The organism is Alteromonas macleodii, assembly GCF_903772925.1.
GTDB classification, from domain to species: domain Bacteria; phylum Pseudomonadota; class Gammaproteobacteria; order Enterobacterales; family Alteromonadaceae; genus Alteromonas; species Alteromonas macleodii_A.
The window spans coordinates 1,924,431-1,950,378 of record NZ_LR812090.1; the positions used below are offsets into that span (position 1 = coordinate 1,924,431).

Sequence of the window (25,948 nt, forward strand, 5' to 3'; positions counted from 1 at the left end):
ATTGGTCACAGCTATAAGTTGTTTGACCAATGCAAGTTGGTATACTTCCCTCAAAGATAGTAACGGCGAAGAAGAGTAGGCAGTGATAATTATTCCCAGCGCTACGCCTATTTCATCAAGTGATAGGGCGTTTAATTACGGAGATGGTGTGTTTACCACCTTAATGGTGAACGAACACAACGTAGAATTACTGCCTTACCATTTATCACGTTTAGAGCACGATACCGCTGCCATCAAACTGGATATCGATATTGATACTCTCGAAGCCGCAATCGCTGAACAGGTTGAAGCAATAAAGAAAGCCTCAGAAGGGAGCGCATCGACAAAGTATGTGTTAAAAGTTCACGTTTCTGGTGGTCAAGCGGGTAGAGGCTACGCGCGTAGTGAAGACAGTGAACCATTAATAAGATTTAGTCAGCACCCGTACCCGAGTCATTACGATAGTCTTGCTAATGACGGGGTTACGGCTATATGTGCTCAAACCAGGCTAGCCATCCAGCCACTGCTTGCTGGCGTTAAGCATATGAATAGGCTCGAGCAAGTATTTGTAAAACATGAAGTAGATGAAGCTGGAGCTCACGACGCTATCGTTTGCGACACCCAGGATAGCATTATAGAGGCTAGTGCAGGTAATCTGTTTTTTTATCTTGATGACGAATGGTATACCCCCTCTCTAAAGGGGAGCGGGGTAAATGGTGTTGTAAGGCAGTGTCTTATTGATTCGCTGTTAAACGATAACTGTGTACTTCACGTTGGGAATTACGACCTTTCTTTTTTACGAAAAGCCAGCGCAGTGGTAATTACCAATGCGTTGATGGGAGTAATGCCGGTGAAACAAGTAAGAATGACTGATTTTTCTGTGGTCAATTTTGATGTTAAAAGCGATGCAGTTGCTTGCCTAAAGGCACGTCTTACTAGTGCAATGAAAAGTGGGCAGTAAAAAGTGTACGGTAAAAAAGCGAGTAATAATAAGTAAAGGTAGCCAGCGAAACTAGCTAGCGCTCAAATTGACATTATAGATGCATACAAAAGAGCGCATGCATTCTTAAGTGATTTGAAGAATTAGTCGTAGAACGAAGTAGAATGGAAAATAAAACAATGTACAAAAGGGAAGCCCAAGTATGAAGCGGGCTGTTATTACTTTACTGTCCCTTATTATGGTTGCAGTGATTGGTGCTGCATGTGGCGTTATGTACGTGTCTGGAAAGGTCACTTCTGAATTAACGCTAGAAAATGAAACTTTATTTACCATAAAAAGCGGTAGTAATGCGTATCGCACGGTGAAGTTTTTGCGCGAAGCAGAAATAACTGATGTGCCACCGTTTGTGGCAAAAGTGTGGCTTAAATTTTTTGCAGGCAGCACGTCGGTTAAATCGGGTACATACATGTTACGCCCTGGTCAGTCATTAGTGGATGTATTTACGCTTTTTACTCAAGGTGACGAGCATTTCTTTGCAGTAAGCTTAGTTGAAGGGCTAACCCTCTCTCAATGGATTGAAACTCTTAAGCAAAATCCCAATCTTGTTTTCGATTTAGACGACGATAAATTAGGACAGTTAATCCAAGGTAACGGTGTTGATTGGTGCTGCGAACAGGTATCTCAGACCGAAGGGGTGTATTTGGCTGATACTTACTTTTTTACTAAAGGTACAACAGCCAGTGAATTATTGAAGCGAGCTCACCATGCGCTTATTGAGTTTGTCTCTCTTGAGTGGGAAAAACGGGAAACGGATCTTCCATTAACCACACCTTATGAAGCACTTATCTTGGCGAGTATAATCGAAAAAGAAACGGCAGTACCTGAAGAACGTGACATGATTTCCGGGGTTTTTGTTAATAGACTCAACAAAAACATGCGCCTTCAAACCGACCCGACCGTGATTTATGGTATTGGCCCCACATTCGACGGAAATATTACGCGTAAACACCTTCGAACGGCTACGCCTTACAACACTTACGTTATTAAGGGGTTACCGCCAACGCCAATAGCCATGGCTGGCAAGGCGGCGATTCATGCGGCGTTACACCCGCTATCCACAGATGCTTTATATTTTGTAGCGAAAGGTGACGGAAGCCATCAATTCTCTACCTCGCTAGCTGAACACAATGCAGCTGTGCGAAAATACCAGTTAAAACGATAACCCTGCTGTTACAGCTACATAGTGCGTAGCAGTTACCTAGCCAGTAGGTTATAGCTAAATGAAAACAGAGTTTGAAAAGTAATGCGCGGAAAATTTATTGTAGTTGAAGGCCTTGAAGGGGCAGGAAAAAGCTCTGTAATAGGGCTAATTGTTCAAGCATTAAAAGATGCTGGAAAGCGCGTTGAGCAGACTCGTGAACCAGGTGGTACACCTATGGCGGAAGCCATACGAGAATGTGTAAAGCACGACTGGGATGAAGCCGTTAGTGAAGAAACTGAGCTGCTTCTTATGTACGCCGCTCGCGTGCAACTGCTTACTAATAAAATATTTCCATCACTCGACGCAGGAGCATGGATAGTAGGAGATAGACACGATTTATCCTCACAAGCCTATCAAGGTGGGGGGCGAGGTGTAAGTGAAGCAACCATGTCCGCCATTAGCAATATTGCACTAAAAGGGTTTAAGCCAGATTTAACCCTATACCTAGACGTTGAGCCAGCAGTAGGGCTAGAGCGGGCTCGCGGACGTGGCGAACTTGACCGCATTGAGCAAGCCGGGCTCGCCTTTTTCGAGCGTACCCGTGCTAAATACTTGGCGTTAGCCGAGCAAGATGAATCGATAGTAGTAATTAGCGCAATGCAGCCTATGGAAAAGGTTCACCAAGATGTTATTGCCACTATCACCGATTATGTGACCAGCAATGAATACACTGTAAGTGAAAGTAGCCACTCAGTGCAAAATGATAGCCAGCAGGAGAGAGGGTAATGCAAATGCTGCCCTGGTTTGTTGCAACGTTTTCGACCTTGCTTAACCGATATATGGCTAAAAAACTGCACCATGGTCTACTGCTGACAGGGCCAAAGGGCATCGGTAAAAATCAACTCGCAGTGGGCTTAAGCAACGCGTTATTGTGCAAGCAACCTAGCACCGATGGACCGTGCGAACAATGTCAAAGCTGTCACCTAAGACAGGCGGGTAATCACCCAGACTTTCATGTTTTAGAAAGTGAAAAGCAGCTTGGTGTTGATAAAATTCGCGAAGGCATTGCCAAGCTCTCTGGTACTGCGCAAATGGGGGGAAACAAAGTGTTGCTGATCCCCCGAGCCGACACCATGACAGAGGCGGCGGCTAATGCGCTATTGAAAACCTTAGAAGAGCCCACAGATAATACTTTCTTACTGCTGATTACTGACAGTATCAACAAGATCATGCCAACCATATTGAGCCGGTGTGAACGACAGATACTTGCGCTTCCGTCTGTACCAGAAAGTTTGAACTACCTTAAGGCTAAAGGCGTAGAAGATGCTAGCGAAGCATTACTGGCGGCCTATGGTTATGCACCACTTCGCGTGGAAGAAGCGCTATCTGGTGACGAAGATATTAGTTACCGCAATTTCAGTGATGGTATACAAGCGCTTTTAGCAGGTGATGCCAACACGCAGGTGCAAACACTTGCAAATAAGTGGCAGAGCAATGCGCAGCAAATCGCATTGTGGTGCCAACAAATGGCCCATGACGAATACATAAAACGTCAACAGGCCGTCGACTTTGAACGCTATATAGCGTGTGTAGAGGCAGTAAAAACCCTCGAACATGCTGGGGTGAATAAATCGATGGTACTCTTTGGGTTGTTAAAACAGTTTCAACGTTAACAGACAAAAAAGGTTTTAGTTCCTTTTGTCTGAAAGCAATTTATTAATACAGGTGTAGTTTGTTCGTAGATTCTCATTGTCACTTAGACCGACTGAAGCAAGGGCCAGAAGAGCTGGCTGAAACGTTAAATTTTGCTAGAACACGAGGTGTAGAGCACTTTCTTTGCGTGTGCGTATCAGTCGGCGATTACGACAGCATGTTAGACGCAGTTAGCCAGTTTGATGACGTTTCAGTATCTTGTGGTGTGCACCCGCTGCATCAAGACGAAGCATGTAGTTATGAGGAACTTCTAGAAAAGGCGCAGCGTGAAGAAGTCGTCGCGATAGGAGAAACAGGGCTGGACTATTTTTACAGCCCGGAAAGCAAAGATATTCAGCTTACCTCTTTTGTAGATCACATTAAAGTTGCTAACGAAACCAGAAAGCCGCTTATTATTCACACGCGGGATGCGAGAGAAGACACCATTAACTTGCTCCGTGAACACAAAGCTGCGCATACCAAAGGCGTTTTACATTGTTTTACTGAGTCATTAGAGATGGCACAGGCCGCTATAGAAATGGACTTTTACATCTCTATTTCTGGCATTGTGACTTTCAACTCTGCTGATGAACTACGCAACGTGGTGAAAGCTATACCTTTAGAGCGGTTGTTAATTGAGACTGACTCTCCATGGTTAGCGCCTGTACCTCATCGCGGTAAGCAAAACCAACCAGGCTATGTAGTAGAAGTAGCTGAGTTTATCGCAGAACTCAAAGGTGTATCGGTAAAAGAGCTTGCCGATATCACTACGCGCAACTTTTACACATTGTTTTCTTTAGCTGATAAAAAAGCAGCGTAACAAAAAAGCAGTTGGCTTACATGAGGAGGTGGGTATGCCCCAATGGCGACAGGGATTGACAAAAAGTCTACACCAAACCCGCAGTATGCCCGAAAGTCGATATTTTCAGTTAGCCACGGTCGATGGCAGCGGTACTCCGTTTTGCCGAACTGTAGTATTTAGAGGGATGACCGACGAAAATCAGCTAGTTGTTATCTCTGATACCCGAACAGAAAAGTACAGCCAGCTAGAGAAAAACGCTCAAGCACAGGTATGTTGGTATTTTTCTAAAAGCAGAGAGCAATACCGTTTCTCTTGCCTCGCTACAATAATCACTGCGAGTCAGGATATTAACTTAGTCAAACAGCACTGGAATAAGTTGTCGGACGCGGGGAAAAAGCAGTTTCTATGGGGCGAGCCGGGGACGCCTCGTAATGATGGCACAGCGCTTCAAATAGAAGGCGATTTCGATGAAGTGCCGCCTCATTTCTGTGTGATATTACTGGCTATTGAGAGCGTAGATTACCTAAATTTAAGAGGTAACCCACAAAGCCGAGAATGGCATCAAAAAGACGCCAATGGTAACTGGGTGAGCCAAGCTCTAATCCCCTAAGATGCTATTTGCATAGTGCTATCCCTCCCGCTGTAGTGATTACACTAAACAGGGGAGGGGGATTTAAGTGCTATAAAACCTGCGAGATAGGCGTGTCGCCTTTAAACAGGTAAGTAATCGTATTTTTACTCCCTTCTTTTGCAACACTCTCAACAATAGCTGTTGCCACATCCTCTCTAGGGATTACCGCATCATCTTTATTGCTTGGCATGTCAGTGCGCACTAAATGAGTACCTGGTTCATTCTGTAAAGTACCCGGGCGTAAAATAATATGATGCAAACCACTGTTAATTAAGTGCTCGTCAGCCATATGCTTGGCAACTAAGTAAGGCTTAATTGCTGAATCTACGCTATCAGGGTCGCCTGCGCCGATGGAACTTACCATGATGAATTTAGATGTACCTGCCGCTTTAGCATAATTTACCGCGTTCCGTGCGGCCCATAGATCAATCATAAGGGTTTTGTCAGCGCCTGTATTGCCCCCTGAGCCAGCGGTGAATACCGCCACATCAATTCCTTCAAAGTGCGAAGAAAAATCCTTCTCGAGATCTTGCTCTACAACACTAAGATTATCATTTTGTATGTCAGATAGTTTGTCAGGACTTCTCACCGGTGCTAAAACCTTATGTCCCGCATCTAAAAGTTTGACAGTAGCTTGTTTGCCAATTTGTCCTGAAGCGCCAATCACTAATACATTAGCCATAATGCTATACTCCTTGTAATTGAAAAATATTTATCGATACAAGGTTGCATAGTAAGCAATCGCAATATGCGATCATTAACTGCGATGGAATGCCATGCTAAAGAGATTGGCTGCATAAATTGGTAAGTGAGGGCAATACCGTTATGAGTCAGATGTAAGGTGTTGAGCCGACGCAAGGCTACCGTTATTTCACAACGGCGTTTCGACCAGACTCTTTACCTACGTAGAGTTTTTTATCTACAGCGTGAATACAGGCATCTACACTGTCATAGTCTTTTGTATCTGCGACACCGCATGTGATGGTAACACTGACCGAATGCGGCGGTGCCTCGACAACTTGTTCCGCTACACTTTTACGTAACTTTTCAGCGACCCAATACGCCTCTTGTATATTTAGTGAAGGCAACAATATCAAAAATTCTTCTCCACCCCAGCGAGCAATAACATCACTTTCCCGTAGGTTATTCTCCAGGGTGTTAGCTATTTTAACCAAAACGGCATCGCCCACGTGGTGGCCATACGCGTCGTTAATTTTCTTAAAAAAGTCGATATCAACGATTAGTAATGAAAAAGCTCGGTTGTGCCGTTTAAATTCGTGCCATTGTGCTTTGGCTCGTTCGGTAAAATAGCGTCTGTTTTTAAGCCCAGTTAACGAGTCTTGAGAAGATAAAAGCGTCAATTTCTCAACCATGGCTTCAAGATCTTGCGTTTTTTCTTCTACTTTCAGTGAGAGCTCTGCTGAACGTGCTTTTAGTGCCGAAATTCTCAGCCAAACTACCGAAGTAATGAACAATAAGATAGAGAGTAACAGTACACCACGCCAAACAGGCTTATCCCACCATGGCGGTATGACAATAATTTCGAGTTGGGCCTCATCGCTGCTCCAGACGTTTTCTTGGTTTATCGCTTTTACTGTAAAACGGTAGTGTCCGGGCTCTAAATTCGTATAGGTCGCCACTCGTGCTTTGTAATCGGTAAATCGCCAGCTATTTTCGAAATCTACCAGCTTGTAAGCGTAGCGCAGTTCATTGGCATTCATGTAATCTGTTGCTGCAAACTCAATGGAAAGGGCAATATTATTATGGGTAAGTTCTATCTTTTCCCCTAAATTGAGGCGCTGTTGAACGCTAGTGCCATTGTTCTGATCTCGATTTACTGTTTCTACTTTAGTAAGATGTACGTCAGGAGACCATTTAACGTTGGTAACGTCAGAGGGGTTAAACTGAGTGAGCCCTTCAGCGCCGCCAAAAAGAATAGTGTTATTTTCCGTAGTGGCTACAGAGCCAATGTAGTACCCAGTAGAGAGGGCACCATTCTCTGCGCCATAGTAATAAAGTGTATCGAGATCGGGCGCTAAATAAGAAATGCCTACTATTGTGGAAATCCACAAGCCATATTCATCATCTTCGACAATGGCACCAATTGAAACCTTACTCAGTCTACTCTCTGGCTTTATTTGGTTAACGTTGATAGAAGATAAATCATCGTTATTTTTTGTGACAAAAAATAAGCCGTCTGCTTGTGTTCCTACCCAGTAGCCACCGCGTTTCGAACGCGAAATCCACGTCACCACTGTGCTATCTGTCATTTTGTCTGTGTAGTCACTAATGCTCGTTAACTCACCAGTAAGTTTATTAGCAAAGTGTAAGCCTGTTACCGTGCTCAGCCATGCACTTTCGTTATTTTCAAAAAGGATGCGAGTAGTGAGGGAGAGGGGCCACTGCTTGATAACACGCCCCTCAGACGGGCGATAAACAAATACACCGTCGCTATAACCACCGAACCAGATATCACCCTGAGCATCCATGTTTACGCTGTAGCCAGATTTACCCTGTAACGCCACAACTTCAAGCTGTTTTGTTTCATTATTTAATTTTGCCAGCCCACTGCGTGTGGAAACCCAGAGCGTATCGCTATGTTTATCGTAATAAACACTGGTTAGTTTATCGCTTGCACTATCGTCGGTTGTTCGAGCGCTATCTGACGTAAATGGCCCCTGGAAAGCTTTATTGACGGTATCGTAAATCCATAGCCCTTTTTCGTTGGTTAGCCATACTTTATTACCCTTGTATTCGGTCATCGAGCCTACAATACGGCCATTTCCGACTTCGGTAGTGTAAAAGTTGCTTAGCTCAGGGTTGCTTATCGCAAAGCCGTCGTCTTTGGTTCCGACGACCACTAGTCCGGAGTTTGTTTGATATAGACTTGAAACGCGCTCGTCTCCTGAATCTTTGTCACTGATAGGAAAGCGTAACACTGTGTATGGGCTATGCGCTGTTAAAAGGTTTAAGCCTCTTTCAGTTGCTACCCAAACGTCACCATTGCGTTGAAGTAAAATATCCGTAACCGAGTTATCCGACAGTCCCTGTGCTTCACTTGTACACTGTTTGGTAATGACCTCAGGTTCTGCATTGGGGTTAAACAAGCAAATACCATAAGTAGAAGTCCCTAACCAAAATCTTGAACGCTCGGCAGCGACAAGGCGAGTGAAGTTCACACCCTTGTAAGCAACTAATTCTAGCGAGCCTTTAAATGGGTCGAGCTTATAGAGACCGGAAGTAGAGGTTACATAAAGCGTATTGCCAATGAGCTCTACATCGGTAAGTGTACTCGTGGTATCAGGAAGATAGCTGACTAACTCTATGCTGTCGGTTTTCTCGTGGTATCGATACAAATTTCGTTCAGATATTATCCACAGCATGCCGTCATGGGTGGTTTTCAGCCTATTGATAATCTGCTTGTCGAATGACGAAGAAACGGGAAGGGCGTAATGAATAAACTTTTCAGTGTCGACATTCAAGCGACTTAAGCCACTAAACGTACCAACCCAAATAAACTGACCGTCTAAGCTTGCTTCTAATTGCAGAACACTAAGTGTTTGAAGGCCTGAAGATTCATCCTTGCCCCACATTCCAAAATTTCTAAAGGTATAACCATCAAATTTATCTATACCTGACTGGGATGCTAACCACAAAAAACCGTATTTATCTTCTGCGACGTCAGAAACGGTGACGTGGGTAATGCCGCTTTCCATGTCGAATGTATTAAAAGCGGGGGCTCCAATTTGAGCGTGTGCAGAAAGGTTCCAGCTAACCAATAAAGCGAGAATAAAGAAGAGGCAGGCTGAAGGGCGGCGCATATCATTGCAACATTAAGGATTGTTCATAGGTGTAAGTTACGCTAATGCCGAGGACTTTCAATAGAACAAAAGTTTAAATCGTACAAAAAAGCCCCATTTTAACGGGGCTTAATTACTTAGAAATGTTAGCAATAGTGCTGCGATTTAATTTTTATAGAAGCATTACCAACCGCACTGGCGTGTTGCGTTTTGCTCATCCAGCCAGTTTTTGAGTGGTGCAAAGTAATCGGCAATGGTGCTGGCATCCATTTGGGGTGAGCCTGTTAGTGTCTCTAGGGCATTCTGCCAAGGTTGGCTCATTCCCATTTCTAACATCTCGTTAAGCGCTTTACCTGCTTCTTCACTGCCGTAAATAGAACAGCGGTTCAGCGGGCCTTCATCACCAGCAATATCACACAATGCTTTGTGGAATTGGAACTGAAGAATATGCGCAAGGAAGTAGCGCGTATAAGGTACATTAGCTGGAACATGATATTTTGCTCCAGGGTCGAAGGCATCAGCACTGCGTTCAACAGGCGCCATTACACCCTGATACTTTTCTCTTAACTCCCACCAAAGCTGATTATATTGTTCAGGTGTAACCTCACCAGACATGACCTTCCAACGCCATTGATCAACCATCAAACCAAAAGGAATAAAGGCAATTTTATCAAGCGCTACCTGCATCAGCATACCGATATCATTTGATTCGTCAGGGATTTCATCTATCAAATCAATTTGCTTAAGGTACTTAGGCGTAATTGACAGGGCTATTGTATCGCCAATGGCTTCATGAAAACCGTCGTTTGCTGAGCCACGGTAAAGCAGAGGCTGATCTTTATAGGCACGTTGATAATAGTTATGGCCCAATTCATGGTGAATGACGTTAAATTCTTCACCAGTCTTTTGAATACACATTTTTATGCGAAGATCGTCTTTGTCATCCAAATCCCATGCGGAAGCGTGACACTGCACGTCACGACCTTCAGGCTTTTGAAACATTGAACGTTCCCAAAAAGTTGCTGGCAGTTCTTCAAAGCCAAGTGAAGAAAAGAATGACTCAGCCTGCTTAACCATGGCTACTTCGTCATACCCTTGTGCGGCGAGTGCACTCGTTACGTCAGGAACCTTCATTTCTTGTTGAGGCTTAACGATGTCGTAGATGTTTCCCCATGACTGCGCCCACATGTTACCCAAAAGATGGGCCGGAATAGGCTGGTCTTGCGGTACTACATCTTCACCGTAATGCTCACCAAGTTTAGCACGGACATGGCAATGAAGAGACTCGTAGAAAGGCTCAACCTGTGTCCACAAACGGTCCAATTCTTTTGGGAAGTCGTCTGCTGGCATGTCATATTTACCACGCCATAGTGCACTCACATTTTCAAACCCAAGTTCCGCCGCACCTTCGTTAGCAAGAGAAACTTGTTCAGCATAAAGCGGTGCCATGGGTTTAGAAACTTCGCGCCAGCCCGTCCAATACTCTAGCAGTTTATCAGCGTCGCGCAGCGTGGCCATTTCTGCACTCATTTCAACTAAGCTCTTACAGTTACCTTCATCGCTGCAGTATTCACCCGACCCATACATGGCGCTAAGTTCTGACCCTATTTTGGCTAAACGCTCTGCCTTTTGAGTATCTGCTGGTGGAGGCATAGTTAAGCTGTTTTTGAGCAAATCAAGTTGTCTGCGGGTATTTGCATCAACGTCTACGTCATTAAATTTAGCCGCTTCTTTTGCTAACTTTGCCACTTTTGTTGATAGCACTTCACTAAAATAGGCGCTAACCGCAGCGGTATCAAAATTGATATTGGTAGCATAGCTCCACTGTGCATGAGCAGCCGGCACCTGCATTTTCGCAATATCATCCTGCGCTTGCTGTAAGAATTGTTTCGCGTCTTGCGCAGTAAGTTCGGGTTTAGTTTCTGTCTGAGTAGTACTCTCGCCACATCCCATAAGCGATACGCTTACCAATGCGGCTATTAGAGTACGTTTATGATTAAGCATACTTTGTCCTTTAATTATTGTGTTTTTAAAGTGAATCGACGTTCACATAGACATGGGGTAGCATTGTGTATCGCTATGCAGCTTTTGTAAAACAAATTTAAGTTGCTCACATGCACGGAAGCCAGTAATGGCAAGCAAAAAGAGTACTAAGAAGTGCTCTTGGAAAGAAATCGATAAGCTTTTAAACTCAAACGGTTTCCAATGAAGTGAATAACCTAATGAAGTACGAAAATGATGATTTTGAAGTTACTAACCCAACTTTAGAAAGGCTATTTATTTATGGCAGCCTTGCACCCGATTGTCCAAACCACCATATTGTTTCTCACATTAGAGGCCGGTGGTTACCTGGCACAGTAAAAGGCCATCTTGTTGAACAAGGGTGGGGCGCAGCAATGGGTTTTCCAGGTATTATCATCTCCGACTCTTCAGTGCCCAAACAGCTAGTAAAAGGAATGGTGCTTGAATCTGGCCAACTCGGCGACAATTGGCCCATGCTGGATGATTTTGAAGGTGAGCAATATGAAAGAGTAATTGTTCCAGTTAAGCTAGACTGCGGCGAAACAATAGACGCTTATATTTATCAAATAAAACCAACTAACTAATAAGGAAAAATTTATGTCAACGGAAGAACCGGTTTATTGGGGGCTTAACGCCCGTAGCTATTGCACACTTATACACGTGTCTCAATTATCTAGCTTTGTCATACCTGGCTTAGGCATTGTTTTGCCAATTGTGCTTTGGATAGCGCATAAAGATCAAAATGAAGATATTAATCAGCACGGTCGAGTAACAGCTAATTGGTTGCTGAGCCTGCTCGTTTATTCGGTTATTTGTTTTATTCTTACTTTTATCATTATCGGCGCCCTAGGGTTTGTCGTACTTGGTTTGATGAACATCATTTTCGCGATAATAGCAGCGGTAAAAGCTAATAAAGGCGAGCTGTGGGTATATCCACTAAGCTTTCAGTTTATTAAACGCTAGCAATAACGGTGAGTTGTCTGTAATTTAAACAATTAATAGGCTGAACATCTAATTATTCATCAAGGAAGAGAAGCACAATGCAAAATCAAACAGATAATAAAATTTCTGGCGCTGGTACTGTTTATTGGTCTGCGGTACTGAGCTGTACCTTATTTATCTTTGGTGGGTTTGCGATTGTGTTCTCTTTGCTGTCACTATTTTTGGCTCGCAACGCTAAGAAAAGCCTATCCCTTCCTTACGAGCAATATGCAAACTCATCGACGCTTACTAAAGGGAAAATTATTGCTTACATAGGTTTAGTATTAAACGTTGCTATTTTAGGTGTCACAATTTGGACTCTGACTACCATTGGCTGGGACGCATGGTCTGATGAATTTGTTCGCAGGTGGAATGAAGGGCTCGAGAAGCATAGCCGTTAACGACTAGTTATTGAAGTTTATTGCTTGCCGTTGAAGCTACCGCTAGGTAAAGCGTCGTGGACTAGATATTGACCTTTCTTTTTGGCGGAAGTTGGCGACGGCAAAATATCACTACGTTTAAATGTGTTTAGCGCTAGCGATTTGCTTTGGCGAATTTTCTTATAACTCTGAGAAGCGTTCGTTACTTTAAAGGCTGATATTGAAGGCGTCGTTTCTTGTGCGATGCTGAAATTTGAAGCGCTTATTACGACAAGTAGCCCCAAAGTAGAAGAAATGTTTTTAGTTAGGTTTTTCATCACATTTTCTCTTTCACACTAAGAAAAGATCTCGGAGGCGGTTGCACTCGCCTCCTTAATCGACTTTGTTTGTTCCCCTTTATTACATCTGAAGTAGTGAAAAACCTAAAGGCACTGTGTTATACCAAGGTATAGTTTCTTATACTCAGGGCTAAGACATTGATTAGCTATTTTGTTATCACCATGCGGTTACACCGCCGTCTACGGCTATTGTTTGCCCATTCATATAGCTATTGCCTGGTGACAACATTAGCATCATTGTGTTTACGATTTCTTGCGGCTCGCCCAAACGTTTCATTGGGCTGCCCATGCCAAGCTGTTCCCTTGCCTCTGGGGTATTGTAACCATCCACGTTTAAAATATTAGTTGGGCTATAAAAGGGGCATATGGCATTAACGCGAACATTTTTACGGCCATATTCCACAGCTGCTGTACGGGTTATTCCCGACACTGCGTGTTTTGCCGCAGCGTAGGCACCGCCTTTAGGCGCGCCGCCTAACCCCGCTAGTGAGCTAACATTGAGAACGTGGCCCTGCTTTTGTGCGAGCATTACCGGAATTTGATATTTCATTCCAAACATCACCCCCTTCACGTTTACAGCAAACTGTGAATCTATAATCTCTTCAGTCATCTGGTGCACAGGCGCTGGATTGTGTGCAATGCCAGCATTATTTACGGCGATATCTAGTCTACCGAAGGTTTCCATAGCTTTTTCAACTAATGCTTTATTGAGTGATTCACTTGCTATGTTGCCTGCTAGCACCACCACATCTGTGAGCGCTTTTACATCGTTCTGTGTTTCTTCAAGGGCGGTTTGGTTAATATCAGAAAGCACTAGTTTCGCGCCTCTGTTAGCAAGTCCTAAAGATAATAAACGGCCAAAACCGCTGCCCGCACCTGTAATCAATACAACTTGCCCGGTAAAGTCGAGTAGAGCGTCCATGGTAAACTCCTAGTGTCTAATGTTTATGGAAGTTAAGTCTGTTGATAGTTTGTCGTTGAAACTATTTAAGCTGTGTTTGTTTAATAAACTGAATAAGTAGATTAGCTAGCTCTTCGCCTTTATCTTCTTGAATAAAGTGCCCGGCGTTTTTCACTGTGGTATGGGGCATGCCTTTACAGCCCGGCACCAGCTTTTGAAATATCTTATCGCCACCTTTAGTAACGGGGTCACTATCACCAAAAGCGGTAACAAAAGGTTTCTCGTAGTGCTTAAGTTTTTCCCAAGCATCTCTGTTCGCCTGCGCCTCTGCATTGTCTGAGCTTGTAGGAACAAGTAGGGGGAACATGCGCGCTCCAGCCTTATAACTCTCATCAGGGAAAGGGGCATCGTAGGCAGCAAGTGTCGCTGGGTTTAATTCGGTTGTCGTTGCATTTTGTATAATACTTGAGGTTGGGAAAACCGGTACGTCTTGCGAAAACCGGCGCCATTTGATAAAGGCCTCGCTCGGTGAGTGGTCACCGGTCGGGAGTCCGCTGTTAGACACCATTACGCCGGAAAAGCGTTCTGGCATATCAGCAACGAGTCGCAGCCCTAACAGTCCCCCCCAATCTTGGCAAAATAAGGTCACCGGACCTTTGGTGACCTGTGTAAACCAGTCTTTTGTCCATATCACATGGCGTGCGTAGGAATAGTCTTCTTTTCTTACAGGCTTGTCAGAACGTCCAAAACCAATCAAATCCGGTGCTATCACATTAAACCCTGCGTCAGCTAGCAGTGGCATCATTTTACGATAAAGATAGGCCCATGTAGGTTCGCCATGCATTAACAGAATTGTATGTCCATCTTGAGGGCCGCACTGATAGTACGCCATCGAAATCACACTACTGATAGTATCAGTAACTTCTGCAAACTTAGGGGGGTAAGGAAAATCATTAATATTGTCAAAAGCACTTTCTGGCGTTTTACGAACCTGCATAGATAAACATCCTTTGTAAATTAAATGTAATTATCGGTCTATCGTTGTTAACAAAAGCATTGGGAAGTGAAGCTGTCAATTAAAGCTTAAGTAAGCTATGTCAAGGGCTTCACGGGAAGGTGAGCTTATAAAAGGGGTAGCGGTCATTATTAAAAATTATGATAAATGTCTATAACACCAATAAACTTGGATGATTAACAACACTGCAATAACATCCAGTTAACGTGATAAACAGGACATGGTGATGACTGAGATGGAAAATAAAGCCGTAGAATATGCAGTACAACAAGGCGTTGCTACACTGACAATGCAGAGCGCGCCGGTAAATGCACTATCCCGTGCTATTAGAATAGGGCTAATTGAAGGTATAGATAGCGCACTTAATGACGACAGTGTCAGTGCAATTGTTATTACTTCTTCTCTCCCTATTTTTTCGGGTGGCGCTGATATCAGTGAATTCTCTGGCGGCGATCTATCTCCCATGTTGCCTGAAGTGTTAGACAAAATAGAGAATGCATCTAAACCAGTAATCGCAGTGCTTCCAGGGCCAGCGTTTGGTGGTGGTCTAGAGGTGGCGCTAGCGTGTCACCACCGTATTACTTTTGCCGACAATAAGGTCGGTCTGCCAGAAGTTAACCTTGGCATTCTTCCTGGTGCCGGTGGTACACAGCGTTTGCCACGCCTAGCTGACGCGCAAACCTCACTGCAAATGATTGTCACAGGTAAACCAACTTCTGTCGTTAAATTACCCGGTGTATTCGACAAAATTTCTGATAAGCCTGAGCATTTACTTGAAGATACCAAAGCGTATTTACAAGGCTTAACACCTGATAAAGCCATAAAGCGTACCAGTGACATTACGTTGACTATGTCAGATGAGACGCAGGCCGTGTTCGATGCAGTTACCGCACAAACTAAAAAAGCGGCTCGCGGCTTCTTCGCGCCATTAAAATGTATTGAAGCTGTACGCGGCGCATACACCCTAGCGTTTGAAGACGGTCTTAAAAATGAAGGCAAGTTGTTCATGGAATGTATGAACACGCCACAGGCGCGAGCTCAACAGCATTTCTTCTTCGCTGAGCGTGCAGCTGGTCACGTAAGTGATTTTGATAAAAACACCCCAGAGCGCAGCATTGAAAAAGTCGCCATTATCGGTGCTGGCACTATGGGCGGTGGCATTGCTATGAACTTTGCCAACGCGGGTATTCCAGTCACTATGCTAGAGCTTAAAGAAGAAGCACTAGAGAAAGGTCTGGCCCTTATCCGTAAGAATTACGAAAATTCAGCCAAAAAAGGTAAGTTGACCCAAGAACAAGTAGAAAGTCGAATGGCGCTTCTTTCTGGTACAACGTCTTACGACGATCTAGCTGATGTTGACCTGGTAATCGAAGCCGTTTTTGAAAAGATGGAAGTAAAGAAAACGGTATTCGCAACCCTTGATAAAGTGTGCAAGCCAGGGGCTATACTCGCCTCTAACACATCTACTCTCGATATTGACGAAATCGCGACAGCCACCTCTCGCCCTGAAGATGTCATTGGGCTTCACTTCTTCTCGCCAGCCAATGTAATGAAGCTACTCGAAGTGGTTAAAGCTGAGAAGACGTCTGCTGAAGTTATTAAAACTTGTATGAAGATGGCTAAGAAAATCAGGAAGGTTGCTGTTTTAGTAGGTGTATGCTTCGGATTTGTGGGCAATCGTATGATTGAACCATACGGCCGGGAAGCGAACCGATTATTACTTGAAGGGGCAACGCCTGAGCAAGTCGACCGCGTGCTTACCGAGTTTGGCATGCCAATGGGCCCGTTCACCATGGGAGATATGGCAGGCTTAGATATTGGTTATTATGTGCGCCAGTCTCGCCAAGAGCACATTTCTCACGACCCTGCGTATGGCGCTGTAGCAGATCGCCTCGTTGAAATGGGGCGCAACGGTCTAAAAACGGGTCGTGGTGCCTACAACTATGAGCCCGGCAGTCGGGTACCCATCCCAGACCCTGAGGTATTGGACATTGCTAAGCAGGAAGCTGAACGTTTAGGCGTGGTCCAGCGCTCAGATATTAGCGATGAAGAAATTCTAGTTCGTGTTATGTATTCATTAATAAACGAAGGTGCCGCCATCTTGGAAGAGGGTATAGCGGCTAAATCTAGTGATATTGACGTGATTTATGTTTACGGCTATGGCTTCCCAGTATATCGCGGTGGTCCTATGCAGTATGCAGACGAAGTAGGGCTTGGCACTATTTTAGATAAGCTAACGACTTATCGCGACCAACTTGGTGAGTACGGAAAAATGTGGCTTGAGCCGAGTGACTTACTTGTTAAGTTGGCGCAGGAAGGCGGCACGTTTAAAAGTTACCAACCTAAGTAGGCACAGGTAACAAGTCGGCGGCGCAAACATTGAGTGTTTACGCCGTCGAAGAAAATTTTAAGTAAAGCAAAGCGCCTGCTCTAAGAGCCGATTCTAAGAACTGATTCTGAGAAATTGGTCTTAGATAAAAAGCGCTAGCGAAATTCAGGCTGAACATTCAGCCCAACTGAAAGGAACAATACAATGCGCGATGCAGTTATTGTAAGTACAGCACGTACGCCAATAGGCCGCGCCTATAAAGGTGCGCTAAACAATTTACCAGCCCCTTCATTAGGTGGTCATGCCATTCAAAATGCCGTAGAACGCGCAGGTATCGACCCTGCCAGCGTAGACGATGTAGTGATGGGCGCGGCACTTACTCAGGGCAGCGGCGGCATGAATATAGGTCGCTTAGCTGGTCTTGCTGGTGGATTGCCCGTGACGGTAGCTGGCATGACGCTAGACCGTCAATGTAGCTCTGGTATGTATGCAATTGCTACTGCTGCGAACTCAATTCGTACTGGCGACACCAATATTATGGTTGCAGGTGGCCTAGACTCAATTTCACTTGTGCAAAATAAGAACATGAATATGTTCCGCGCCGTAGACCCTGCACTTGTTGCCAAGCACAAAGACATTTACATGCCTATGCTGCAAACCGCTGAAGTAGTGGGTAAGCGCTACAACATCAGCAGAGATGTACAAGATGAGTACGGTTATCAAAGTCAAATGCGCACCGCAGCAGCCCAAGAAGCAGGTAAATTTGACGACGAAATTGTTCCTATCACTGCAGTTCAAGCGGTATTCAATAAAGAAACAGGCGAAACCTCTGAGCGAGAAGTGACCTTGTCAAAAGACGAAGGCAATCGCCCAGAAACAACGCTAGAAGGGCTTAAATCACTAAACCCTGTTATTGAAGGCGGTTGTATTACTGCAGGTAACGCAAGTCAGCTATCTGATGGCGCAAGCGCAACAGTAATTATGGATGAACAGTCGGCAGCAAAAGGCAATGCCCAGCCTCTTGGTATTTATAGAGGCATTGCCGTGGCAGGCTGTGAGCCAGATGAAATGGGAATTGGCCCAGTATTCGCCATTCCTAAGCTATTAAAGCAGCATGGATTAACCATGGACGATATCGGTCTATGGGAGCTTAACGAAGCGTTTGCAGTACAGGTTCTGTATTGTCGCGATAAGTTAGGCATTCCTGACGAATTATTAAATGTTAACGGTGGTGCCATTTCTATTGGTCACCCGTACGGCATGAGCGGTGCTCGCATGGTGGGTCACGCACTCATCGAAGGTAAACGACGCGGTGCGAAATATGTTGTTTGCACCATGTGTATCGGTGGCGGCATGGGCGCCGCTGGTCTATTTGAAGTTATATAGGTATTGGGTATGGAAGGTTATAAAGCTCCACAACGTGACGCCATGTTTGTAACGCATGAGTTGCTAGATTATCAAAATCACTATCAAAAGCTGGGTTTCGATGAAGCGTCTGAAGACTTAGTGTCTGCAATTTTTGCTGAAGCAGCCAAGTTTTCTGAAAACACCCTTGCACCAATTAATGCATCAGGCGATGAAGAAGGGTGTAAGTGGGTTGACGGTGAAGTAACAACGCCAAAAGGGTTTAAAGAAGCTTACCAGACCTACGTTGAGGGTGGATGGCCAAGTATGTCTCACCCAGAAGAGTTCGGTGGTCAAGCGCTACCTTATTCGTTGTCTTCTATTATCGCTGAGTGGTTCTCTGGTGCTAACCACTCGTGGGCTATGTACCCAGGCCTAAGTCAGGGCTGTATGGAAACGCTAAAAGCTCACGGCACAGAACTTCAGCAAAAAATGTTTCTTGAAAAACTGGTTAGCGGTGAGTGGACAGGCACAATGTGCCTAACTGAAGCACACTGTGGCTCAGACTTAGGTATGCTTAAATGCCGTGCCGAACCTCAAGAAGATGGCAGCTACAGCTTAACAGGCACGAAAATCTTTATCTCTGCCGGTGAGCACGATATGTCTGAGAATATCGTACACATTGTGTTGGCGCGCTTACCTGATGCGCCAGAGGGTACAAAAGGTATTTCGCTGTTTGTTGTACCAAAATTTAACGTATCTGAAGATGGTGAAAAACAAGACCGAAACGCGGTAGCCTGTGGCAGTATTGAACATAAGATGGGTATTAAAGCTAGTGCTACCTGTGTTATCAACTTTGATGGTGCTAAGGGCTTCTTAATTGGTCCACCTAACCGTGGCCTAAACTGCATGTTCACCTTCATGAATACCGCGCGTATTGGTACTGGACTAGAAGGTCTTGCTGCATCTGAAGCTTCTTTCCAAGGTGCATTGCGCTATGCGAAAGACCGCATTCAGTTTCGCTCATTAACGGGGCGTAAAAACCCTGATGGCCCTGCTGACCCAATAATTGTGCACCCTGATGTGCGCCGTATGCTACTAACACAAAAAGCGTTTGCTGAAGGCAACCGAGCGTTAGCGGCGTACTGCATGCAAATGGTTGATGTTACGCTCTACGGCGATGATGCAGCAGAAAAGCAGGTCGCAGAAGCTAAACTTGCTTTCTTAACGCCTATTGTTAAAGCGTTTTTGACCGAAACGGCTCAAGAAGCAACTAGCTATGGCATGCAGGTTTACGGCGGTCATGGCTTTATTAAAGAATGGGGTATGGAGCAGCTGGCGCGGGATACACGCATTTGCACCATGTACGAAGGGACCACTGGTATTCAAGCAGTAGACCTGCTGGGACGTAAAGTGATGGGGTCTAACGGTGAGCTGCTTAATGTATTTGTACAAGAAGTACGCGACTACTGTAACTCACTTCGCGACAACGCGCAGTTTAGCGCTTGGACGAATGCTCTGAACTCTCACCTTGATGAGTGGCAACAAATTACCATGGATATTGGTAAAGCTGCGGCGTCAAACCCTGATGAGATTGGTGCAGCATCTGTTGACTACCTAATGTACTCGGGCTACGTAACCGTGGCTTACTTCTGGCTTAAAATGGCGGTGAAAGCGCAAGAGCAACTTGATGCGGGTAGTACAGAAACTGAGTTCTACAAAAGCAAGATCCTAACAACAGGGTTCTATTTTGACCGCTTGTTGACACGCACTCGCTCACTGGTTTCTGCAATGCAGTCAGGCGCTGACAACCTAATGTCTATGCCAGAGAGTATGTTTGCCATAGAGTAACCACATAAAGTTGAAAAAAGTGCGCTAATATAAAACGTACTAAAGGCCGAGAAAATAACGTAGCCGGCAAAATGATCGAACCATTAATCATTGGCTATGTTCTTTCACTCGGCCTTTTTGTTTTTTAAAGTAACTTAGAGAAAGAGAGCACATTGGTTTTCTCTCAATACTCAAAGGTTGATCATTGCCCAACGCTATTATTATGGGGAGAGCAGGATGATGCGTTTGATATAAGTGTGTGAGATAGAAATGAACACCATGTACCGCTCATTACAACGTGGTTTATTTCCAGCGCGTCGCATTGGTTACACGGGGCAAAGCCTGAATGGTTATAAAAAGAAGTGATCGCTTTTATAGAGGCTTAGAAAGGGGTGAGGCCCCTAAAAGGGGCCTCCAGTGCGGCGTCCTGCCGCTACCATGTTGAACTGCTGTATCACATGGTGTGATTAATTTGTTGTATTAAATTCTGCCGTCAAGTTCAGCTGAAATAGGTGAGCTTTGTAGACCTTGCTCTGCAATCCAAGCTTGTAGCGTTTTGCCGTCTGACTCTGGCTGAGCTAAGTCTTTACTCGGCATTTTCTTTACAAGCAGAGTACCTACTTCAACTGCATTGTTTGTGATCGCTGTGCGAATAAGGCTTTGACCATTGCATGAAATACCCGAGTAGTAGTCGCGAAGTTTAAGTTTGTAGTCTGACTGAACGCTACGCATTTTCTTACGAAGTTCACCCTTGTCATCTGCCTGAACAATAGTACAGATGTTCGCAAGTGCTTCGTTGATGTCATTAGCCTGAGCTGCGTTAGAAAAAGCTAAAGTAGATGCCGCAATTACTAGAGAAGTTTTAACGATTTTCAACATGGTTAAATTCCTTCGTTTGTTGTTATTAAGATTATGTTTGTTCGTTGAGATGTATTAAACCTGAATCTAAGTTGCTGAAAAACATATTGTAAAATAACAGGGTATACCAAAGTATACCTTTCAAATATACGCTTGCTCCTTCGCTACTTATGTCGGTCGACGTTTTTGCTACCAAAGCATTCGCAATAAACATCAAAGAATAAGCTTTAGAGTAAAAAGCAATAAAAAAGGCCCCGTAGCAGTGGGGCCTTAAGCGCAGCATGTGCTGCTACCATGTTGAATTGGTTCACATGGCGTTGTGAAAATGCTATCTAAATTCTGTCGTTAAGCTCCGCCGAAATTGGCGAGCTTTGTAAGCCTTGTTCTGCAATCCACGCTTGTAAGGTTTTACCGTCTGACTCTGGCTGCGTTAGGTCTTTGCTAGGCATCTTTTTCACAAGCAATGTGCCTACTTCTACAGCGTTATTAGTAAGTGCTGTTCGAATAAGACTTTGTCCACCGCAAGAAACACCTGCGTAATAATCGCGTAGTTTCAATTTGAAGTCAGACTGAACGCGACGCATTTTTTTACGCAGTTCGCTCTTATCGTCAGCTTGTACAATAGTACAGATATTTGCCAAAGCCTCGTTTACATCGTCAGCATGAGCTGTGTTAGAAAAAGCTAGAGTAGAGGCTGCAATTACTAGAGAGGTTTTAACGATTTTCAACATGGTTAAATTCCTTCGTTTGTTTCATTAATCGGTTTGTTTGTTCGGGATTAATTAAAAGACAACCAAAGCGTTCAAAAAATACTCACTGAAATAACTAAGTATGTCGGCAAATACCTTATACTAAAGGTGTAAGTGGGTAGGGGGCGCTATAGCCTTTAGTATTAAAGGCGTTGGCGAGATAGAGGGGTTTTTAGTATCAATTGTTAAAGCACAAAATAAAGTGCAAAAAAACAGCGTTTGATGCCGTTTTTTTGCATTTTAACTATGTCGAAAAGCGAATTAGCGCCCAGTTAGTCTTAGTAGGTTGGCACTAATAGTACATCAAATTTGTTTGTTTACTCGGTGAGAGGTAGTGTTAAATTTCGAGTAATGCTGATGCTGTTCGCTCCGTTGTGATAAGGCCATTTAAAAACTTAGAGCGAAGTGCGCCCCTAATAGCTTTAAATTTACTATCGCCCGCCGCCACGCCAATAACAGGCTTTTCTGGCGTAGCTTTCAATTTAAAGCTCGTCACTCTTTCATTAATATCGCATTTTATGAGTGCACCTTCTTCATTAAAGACCCAACTTATTATTTCGCCACATGCGCCAGAGTCAGACAATACGCCTAATTCGTCATCGCCGATAAAGCCGTCTTTGTAAAGCGGTGACACGCTACCTAAATTTCCGATACCGACGAAACTAATATCCGCCTGCTCAGCAAACGCGTGAATGCGTGAAATATGCTGTTGTTGTTGCCACACTTCGCGTTCTGACTTACTTGAGGCTATAACTGGTGTGGGCATGGGGTAATGCTGCGCTTTTACTCTATCTGCAACGTGAACGGCAACATCATATCGTGTTGCTTCGCCGTTATCTGCAATATTACCTACTAACGACACTATTTTATGCTGGGGACAATGAAGAATAGATAGTTCATCTGCACATGCTCGAAGAACGCGCCCTGTGCCAAAAGCAATAGTTTGTGGCGTATCAAATTTAAGGGCACGCTCTATGGCGGCAGCGCCTGCTTGGCCGAGTCCCTGTGTGGAATTAGGATCGTCGTCGACGTTGGGTACCACTTCACAAAATGACAGCCCGAACTTTTCTTTAATGCCTTGCGCCAACTCCATGCATCTGGCTATGGGATGTTCCAAACGCACCTTCACCAAGCCTTCTGACATAGATAACGCCACAAGGCGCTGAGCGCTCTGGCGTGACGTGTTAAGGGTTTTTGCAATTTCATCTTGTGTTTTGCCCCCAACGTAATACATCCATCCTGCTCTTGCGGCTTCGTCTAGTTTGTTAAGTTCGTTTTGTGCTTTCTTACTCATTTATTTTTCTCGCGTCGAAAATGTCAGGGAGAAGAGAATGAATTTCGTCCCATGAAAAGAGAGATTTGCTGTCATTTGGAATATCAGCTTTTATATCGTTATGTAAATGTGCACCACCGGTAAAATGAAGGCAGGACATCTTGGCGGCTACTGCTGCGGCTAAACCGGGCTGAGAGTCTTCAATAACTAAGCAGTTTTCAGGTTTTATACCCATCGTTGCCGCAGCATGTAAAAACAAATCTGGTGCTGGTTTACCTTTCTCTACCATAGAGCGCGTGAAAATACGTCCCTCAAAATAAGAGAAAAGGCCGGTGCTTTTTAACGCTTTAGTCGTTCTTTCGGGAGAACTGCTTGTGGCAACACAATAGGGAATGTGGCGGGCATCAAGGTTTGTTAATACGTACTTGATGCCTGGTGTCCTTCGCAATGAGTGCTCAAACTTTTCATAGAGCAGAGCGTGAAAGTCCTCTTTAACCACGTCAGTTAACTCAAAGCAAAAGTCCGTTTTTAGTATCTTCTCTACGTGTTCTACGCTTTTACCAAGAAAGTGAGTGATAAAGAACTGCTTCGATAAAGAAATGTTATAGTCCGCTAGAATTTCCTGCCAAGCTTCCATAGACAGCACTTCGCTATCAATGAGTACACCGTCACAATCAAAGATCACTAACTTTACGGTAGTTGTTTGCAAAGGTTACTTTTCCTCATATCAAAAACACCAGTTATACGAAGACTTCACTACCAAAAGGAAAAGAACATACCATCAAGTTGGTAATGACATAATAAAACGGCGTGTACAATTGCTTAAGTGTAAAGTAATTGGTGCTTTGCTTTCTACCTTTTAAAACACTTTAGTAAAGAGCATATCGAAAGCGTATCTTTAATATCCAATTTATTAACAATTGCTGCCTAGCCAATATCCCGTAAGTTCAAAGGATTAGCGTCTTAATAGCGCTATATTGGCGAAAAAATAGCAAATAATATTGTGTTAAATTTGTACTCACATCGCACTTTGTTTTGTTAATAGGTATTTACAATTCCACTTCCATGTGCAAATATCTACCGAAATGAGATATGTCCCATATAGTGAGCGAATGCTCAAAAGTGATTTTTAATAAGGGACGGCCACCTACAACAAGAGATTTGAAGATGAAGTCAACGTCGAGCGATATTGATATTTCACAGGTAAGCGATGAGCAACTCCCTGTCGCTAAACATAAATTAAAGGGATGGAAGCATTTCATGGGCTTGTATGCCGGTGAACATGTTGCCGCAACAGAATTTGTTTTCGGTGCAACGTTTGTCGCCCTAGGCGCCACCATGACCGACATTTTGTTAGGCTTACTTATTGGTAATCTACTGGCGGTTTTAAGCTGGACACTTATCACTACACCTATAGCTGTTGAAACCCGTCTAAGCTTGTACTCCTATCTTCAGAAGATCGCGGGCGATTCGATGACAAAGCTCTATAACTGGGCGAACGTGATCATATTCACTGTAATATCTGCTGCGATGATCACAGTATCGGCAACGGCTGTGCGCTTTGCATTAAATATTCCTGCGCAGTTGAATTGGTATCCGACTAACTTAGCCTTTGTTGCTGTAGTGCTAGCAGTAGGGGTTATCGTTGTGTTTGTCGCCATGTACGGGTTTAACGCCGTATCTGACTTCTCCCGGATTTGTGCACCTTGGCTGTTCACTATGTTCATCTGTGGTCCACTTATTCTTATGCCTGCACTAGCAGAATCTGTAATAGGACAAACGTTTCTAACATCGTGGAACGACTTTATGCACATTGGCAGTACGTCGGTGTGGACGGGGTTAACACAAAGCGGTGAGCCAGGGATTGGTTTATTAGAAGTTATTGGCTTCTCTTGGGCAGCGAATACCATTACGCATTTTGGTCTTATTGATATGGCGCTACTTCGATTTGCAAAGCGTAAGCGCTACGGCCTTTGCACATCAGCAGGTATGTTGTTCGGTCATTATATCGCATGGATTTCAGCGGGTATTATGGGCGCTGGAACCGCGGTTATCGTTCAAAAATCTATTGTTGAACTCGACCCAGGCGATGTTGCTTTCCACGCGCTAGGTCTATCAGGTCTTGTTATTGTTATCGTTGCAGGTTGGACTACCGCAAATGCTAACCTTTATCGTGCCGGGCTTGCTGCACAAGCTATTTTCAAAGATAAGTCACGTACCAAAACCACTGCCGTTGTTGGTATGGTTACGGTGGCCATTGCTTGCTTCCCATTTGTATTTACCAAGTTACTACCGCTGCTAACTTATGCTGGGCTACTTGTTGTTCCAGTGGGTGCAATAGTATTCGCTGAGCATATGATTTTCCCTCGAATTGGGTATACACGCTACTGGGCACATTATCAGAGTCTTACTCATAGCACGCCAGCTGTTGCAAGCTGGGGCTTAGGACTTGTGTTCGGCTTTGGTTTAAATGCTTTAGATGTAATTTCATTCTATTACCTGTTTATACCAACCTGGTTCTTTACTATTGCGGTATATACTGCGCTTGCAGCCAAGTACGGTGCAAAACAGTCATACCCAGAGCAGGAAGCGCAGGTAGAGGCTTTCGATGCACGCGTTGAAGCGCATCAACAACAAGAAGCTGCGTTAGAAAACGACCACGTTGAAGATATTAGCGCTGTAACCAAGCTATTGCGCCTTACTTCTGTAGCTAGCCTACTTGTGTCCATCGCGCTAGCAATTAAAACTTTTTCTCTTAGTGACACGCTTGCCGTGTACGAATCGAACCGAGATCTATTTTTCAATATTGGGTTCGCGTGCACCGTTATCTATTTCGTTACTGCGTATTGGGCGATGCGTCGCCAAAAAGCGCTTCAAAGCTAA

At 44.3% G+C, this 25,948-nt stretch carries 23 protein-coding genes; 13 read left to right on the forward strand and 10 right to left on the reverse strand.

Going from position 1 to position 25,948, the window contains the following annotated elements; translation table 11 throughout:
- The first annotated feature begins 82 nt into the window (after nt 1-82).
- From pabC to PCAR9_RS08345, 6 genes are all read left to right on the forward strand, one after another.
- Nucleotides 83-940 carry an aminodeoxychorismate lyase gene (pabC, locus tag PCAR9_RS08320; protein WP_179983191.1) on the forward strand — a complete coding sequence of 286 codons (858 nt, stop codon included), beginning with the start codon at nt 83-85 and terminating at the stop codon, nt 938-940.
- A 181-nt stretch (nt 941-1,121) separates the two neighbouring features.
- A complete protein-coding gene (gene mltG / locus PCAR9_RS08325) occupies nt 1,122-2,141 on the forward strand; it encodes an endolytic transglycosylase MltG (RefSeq protein ID WP_179983192.1) in 1,020 nt (339 codons plus the stop codon).
- Nucleotides 2,142-2,222: 81 nt separating this feature from the next.
- Nucleotides 2,223-2,906 (forward strand): dTMP kinase, encoded by a 684-nt coding sequence (gene tmk / locus PCAR9_RS08330; protein WP_232091161.1) that lies wholly within the window; start codon nt 2,223-2,225, stop codon nt 2,904-2,906.
- Nucleotides 2,906-3,793 (forward strand): DNA polymerase III subunit delta', encoded by an 888-nt coding sequence (gene holB, locus PCAR9_RS08335; RefSeq protein WP_179983193.1) that lies wholly within the window; start codon nt 2,906-2,908, stop codon nt 3,791-3,793. Before tmk ends, holB begins: the two co-directional genes overlap by 1 nt.
- Before the next feature lie 59 nt (nt 3,794-3,852).
- The gene (locus PCAR9_RS08340; RefSeq protein ID WP_179983194.1) at nt 3,853-4,632 is read left to right on the forward strand and encodes a TatD family hydrolase; all 780 of its coding nucleotides are present in this window, start codon (nt 3,853-3,855) and stop codon (nt 4,630-4,632) included.
- Nucleotides 4,633-4,666: 34 nt separating this feature from the next.
- On the forward strand, nt 4,667-5,224 hold the full coding sequence (locus tag PCAR9_RS08345) for a pyridoxamine 5'-phosphate oxidase family protein (RefSeq protein ID WP_179983195.1): 558 nt from the start codon (nt 4,667-4,669) through the stop codon (nt 5,222-5,224).
- A 70-nt stretch (nt 5,225-5,294) separates the two neighbouring features.
- Here PCAR9_RS08345 and PCAR9_RS08350 read toward each other — a convergent pair whose 3' ends face one another.
- From PCAR9_RS08350 to PCAR9_RS08360, 3 genes are all read right to left on the reverse strand, one after another.
- Complete coding sequence (locus tag PCAR9_RS08350) at nt 5,295-5,927, reverse strand: SDR family oxidoreductase (protein WP_179983196.1); 633 nt, start codon at nt 5,925-5,927, stop codon at nt 5,295-5,297.
- Nucleotides 5,928-6,111: 184 nt separating this feature from the next.
- Nucleotides 6,112-9,066, reverse strand: a complete 2,955-nt coding sequence (locus PCAR9_RS08355) for a ligand-binding sensor domain-containing diguanylate cyclase (protein ID WP_179983197.1) — start codon at nt 9,064-9,066, stop codon at nt 6,112-6,114.
- A 162-nt stretch (nt 9,067-9,228) separates the two neighbouring features.
- The gene (locus PCAR9_RS08360; protein WP_179983198.1) at nt 9,229-11,049 is read right to left on the reverse strand and encodes a M2 family metallopeptidase; all 1,821 of its coding nucleotides are present in this window, start codon (nt 11,047-11,049) and stop codon (nt 9,229-9,231) included.
- Nucleotides 11,050-11,267: 218 nt separating this feature from the next.
- Here PCAR9_RS08360 and PCAR9_RS08365 point away from each other — a divergent pair, with 218 nt between their 5' ends.
- The 3 genes from PCAR9_RS08365 to PCAR9_RS08375 all read left to right on the forward strand — a co-directional run bounded on the left by PCAR9_RS08365 (nt 11,268) and on the right by PCAR9_RS08375 (nt 12,449).
- Entirely contained in the window at nt 11,268-11,651 is a 384-nt protein-coding gene (locus PCAR9_RS08365; RefSeq protein ID WP_179983199.1) for a gamma-glutamylcyclotransferase family protein, read from the forward strand.
- A 13-nt stretch (nt 11,652-11,664) separates the two neighbouring features.
- A complete protein-coding gene (locus tag PCAR9_RS08370) occupies nt 11,665-12,030 on the forward strand; it encodes a DUF4870 domain-containing protein (protein ID WP_179983200.1) in 366 nt (121 codons plus the stop codon).
- Between the two features lie 77 nt (nt 12,031-12,107).
- A complete protein-coding gene (locus tag PCAR9_RS08375; protein WP_025254985.1) occupies nt 12,108-12,449 on the forward strand; it encodes a CCC motif membrane protein in 342 nt (113 codons plus the stop codon).
- A 17-nt stretch (nt 12,450-12,466) separates the two neighbouring features.
- On the opposite strand, the gene PCAR9_RS08380 is transcribed toward PCAR9_RS08375, so the two are convergent.
- The 3 genes from PCAR9_RS08380 to PCAR9_RS08390 all read right to left on the reverse strand — a co-directional run bounded on the left by PCAR9_RS08380 (nt 12,467) and on the right by PCAR9_RS08390 (nt 14,664).
- The gene (locus PCAR9_RS08380; RefSeq protein WP_179983201.1) at nt 12,467-12,748 is read right to left on the reverse strand and encodes a hypothetical protein; all 282 of its coding nucleotides are present in this window, start codon (nt 12,746-12,748) and stop codon (nt 12,467-12,469) included.
- Between the two features lie 175 nt (nt 12,749-12,923).
- Complete coding sequence (locus PCAR9_RS08385) at nt 12,924-13,688, reverse strand: SDR family NAD(P)-dependent oxidoreductase (RefSeq protein WP_179983202.1); 765 nt, start codon at nt 13,686-13,688, stop codon at nt 12,924-12,926.
- Nucleotides 13,689-13,749: 61 nt separating this feature from the next.
- Nucleotides 13,750-14,664 carry a haloalkane dehalogenase gene (locus PCAR9_RS08390; RefSeq protein ID WP_179983203.1) on the reverse strand — a complete coding sequence of 305 codons (915 nt, stop codon included), beginning with the start codon at nt 14,662-14,664 and terminating at the stop codon, nt 13,750-13,752.
- 244 nt (nt 14,665-14,908) lie between these two features.
- On the opposite strand from PCAR9_RS08390, the gene PCAR9_RS08395 reads away from it, so the two are divergent.
- The 3 genes from PCAR9_RS08395 (at nt 14,909) to PCAR9_RS08405 (ending at nt 20,206) form a co-directional block, all read left to right on the forward strand.
- Nucleotides 14,909-17,032 (forward strand): 3-hydroxyacyl-CoA dehydrogenase NAD-binding domain-containing protein, encoded by a 2,124-nt coding sequence (locus PCAR9_RS08395; protein WP_179983204.1) that lies wholly within the window; start codon nt 14,909-14,911, stop codon nt 17,030-17,032.
- A 183-nt stretch (nt 17,033-17,215) separates the two neighbouring features.
- Nucleotides 17,216-18,397, forward strand: a complete 1,182-nt coding sequence (locus PCAR9_RS08400; protein ID WP_179983205.1) for an acetyl-CoA C-acyltransferase — start codon at nt 17,216-17,218, stop codon at nt 18,395-18,397.
- A gap of 9 nt (nt 18,398-18,406) precedes the next feature.
- Nucleotides 18,407-20,206, forward strand: a complete 1,800-nt coding sequence (locus PCAR9_RS08405; RefSeq protein WP_179983206.1) for an acyl-CoA dehydrogenase C-terminal domain-containing protein — start codon at nt 18,407-18,409, stop codon at nt 20,204-20,206.
- A 459-nt stretch (nt 20,207-20,665) separates the two neighbouring features.
- Here PCAR9_RS08405 and PCAR9_RS08410 read toward each other — a convergent pair whose 3' ends face one another.
- The 4 genes from PCAR9_RS08410 to PCAR9_RS08425 all read right to left on the reverse strand — a co-directional run bounded on the left by PCAR9_RS08410 (nt 20,666) and on the right by PCAR9_RS08425 (nt 23,774).
- The gene (locus tag PCAR9_RS08410) at nt 20,666-21,064 is read right to left on the reverse strand and encodes a DUF3718 domain-containing protein (RefSeq protein WP_118495189.1); all 399 of its coding nucleotides are present in this window, start codon (nt 21,062-21,064) and stop codon (nt 20,666-20,668) included.
- A 311-nt stretch (nt 21,065-21,375) separates the two neighbouring features.
- Nucleotides 21,376-21,774, reverse strand: coding sequence for a DUF3718 domain-containing protein (locus tag PCAR9_RS08415; protein ID WP_179983207.1), 399 nt, complete (start codon nt 21,772-21,774; stop codon nt 21,376-21,378).
- A gap of 355 nt (nt 21,775-22,129) precedes the next feature.
- Nucleotides 22,130-23,086, reverse strand: coding sequence for a sugar-binding transcriptional regulator (locus PCAR9_RS08420; protein ID WP_179983208.1), 957 nt, complete (start codon nt 23,084-23,086; stop codon nt 22,130-22,132).
- Nucleotides 23,079-23,774, reverse strand: a complete 696-nt coding sequence (locus PCAR9_RS08425) for an HAD family hydrolase (protein ID WP_179983209.1) — start codon at nt 23,772-23,774, stop codon at nt 23,079-23,081. Before PCAR9_RS08425 ends, PCAR9_RS08420 begins: the two co-directional genes overlap by 8 nt.
- A 458-nt stretch (nt 23,775-24,232) precedes the next feature.
- Here PCAR9_RS08425 and PCAR9_RS08430 point away from each other — a divergent pair, with 458 nt between their 5' ends.
- Nucleotides 24,233-25,948, forward strand: a complete 1,716-nt coding sequence (locus tag PCAR9_RS08430) for a purine-cytosine permease family protein (protein WP_179983210.1) — start codon at nt 24,233-24,235, stop codon at nt 25,946-25,948.

Coding starts and splice junctions, on each gene's coding strand:
- mltG (WP_179983192.1), top strand. CDS start 1,122: ATGAAGCGGGCTGTTATTACTTTACTGTCCCTTATTATGGTTGCAGTG.
- tmk (WP_232091161.1), top strand. CDS start 2,223: ATGCGCGGAAAATTTATTGTAGTTGAAGGCCTTGAAGGGGCAGGAAAA.
- holB (WP_179983193.1), top strand. CDS start 2,906: ATGCAAATGCTGCCCTGGTTTGTTGCAACGTTTTCGACCTTGCTTAAC.
- PCAR9_RS08345 (WP_179983195.1), top strand. CDS start 4,667: ATGCCCCAATGGCGACAGGGATTGACAAAAAGTCTACACCAAACCCGC.
- PCAR9_RS08350 (WP_179983196.1), bottom strand. CDS start 5,927: ATGGCTAATGTATTAGTGATTGGCGCTTCAGGACAAATTGGCAAACAA.
- PCAR9_RS08355 (WP_179983197.1), bottom strand. CDS start 9,066: ATGCGCCGCCCTTCAGCCTGCCTCTTCTTTATTCTCGCTTTATTGGTT.
- PCAR9_RS08360 (WP_179983198.1), bottom strand. CDS start 11,049: ATGCTTAATCATAAACGTACTCTAATAGCCGCATTGGTAAGCGTATCG.
- PCAR9_RS08365 (WP_179983199.1), top strand. CDS start 11,268: ATGAAGTACGAAAATGATGATTTTGAAGTTACTAACCCAACTTTAGAA.
- PCAR9_RS08370 (WP_179983200.1), top strand. CDS start 11,665: ATGTCAACGGAAGAACCGGTTTATTGGGGGCTTAACGCCCGTAGCTAT.
- PCAR9_RS08375 (WP_025254985.1), top strand. CDS start 12,108: ATGCAAAATCAAACAGATAATAAAATTTCTGGCGCTGGTACTGTTTAT.
- PCAR9_RS08385 (WP_179983202.1), bottom strand. CDS start 13,688: ATGGACGCTCTACTCGACTTTACCGGGCAAGTTGTATTGATTACAGGT.
- PCAR9_RS08390 (WP_179983203.1), bottom strand. CDS start 14,664: ATGCAGGTTCGTAAAACGCCAGAAAGTGCTTTTGACAATATTAATGAT.
- PCAR9_RS08395 (WP_179983204.1), top strand. CDS start 14,909: ATGACTGAGATGGAAAATAAAGCCGTAGAATATGCAGTACAACAAGGC.
- PCAR9_RS08400 (WP_179983205.1), top strand. CDS start 17,216: ATGCGCGATGCAGTTATTGTAAGTACAGCACGTACGCCAATAGGCCGC.
- PCAR9_RS08405 (WP_179983206.1), top strand. CDS start 18,407: ATGGAAGGTTATAAAGCTCCACAACGTGACGCCATGTTTGTAACGCAT.
- PCAR9_RS08410 (WP_118495189.1), bottom strand. CDS start 21,064: ATGTTGAAAATCGTTAAAACTTCTCTAGTAATTGCGGCATCTACTTTA.
- PCAR9_RS08415 (WP_179983207.1), bottom strand. CDS start 21,774: ATGTTGAAAATCGTTAAAACCTCTCTAGTAATTGCAGCCTCTACTCTA.
- PCAR9_RS08420 (WP_179983208.1), bottom strand. CDS start 23,086: ATGAGTAAGAAAGCACAAAACGAACTTAACAAACTAGACGAAGCCGCA.
- PCAR9_RS08430 (WP_179983210.1), top strand. CDS start 24,233: ATGAAGTCAACGTCGAGCGATATTGATATTTCACAGGTAAGCGATGAG.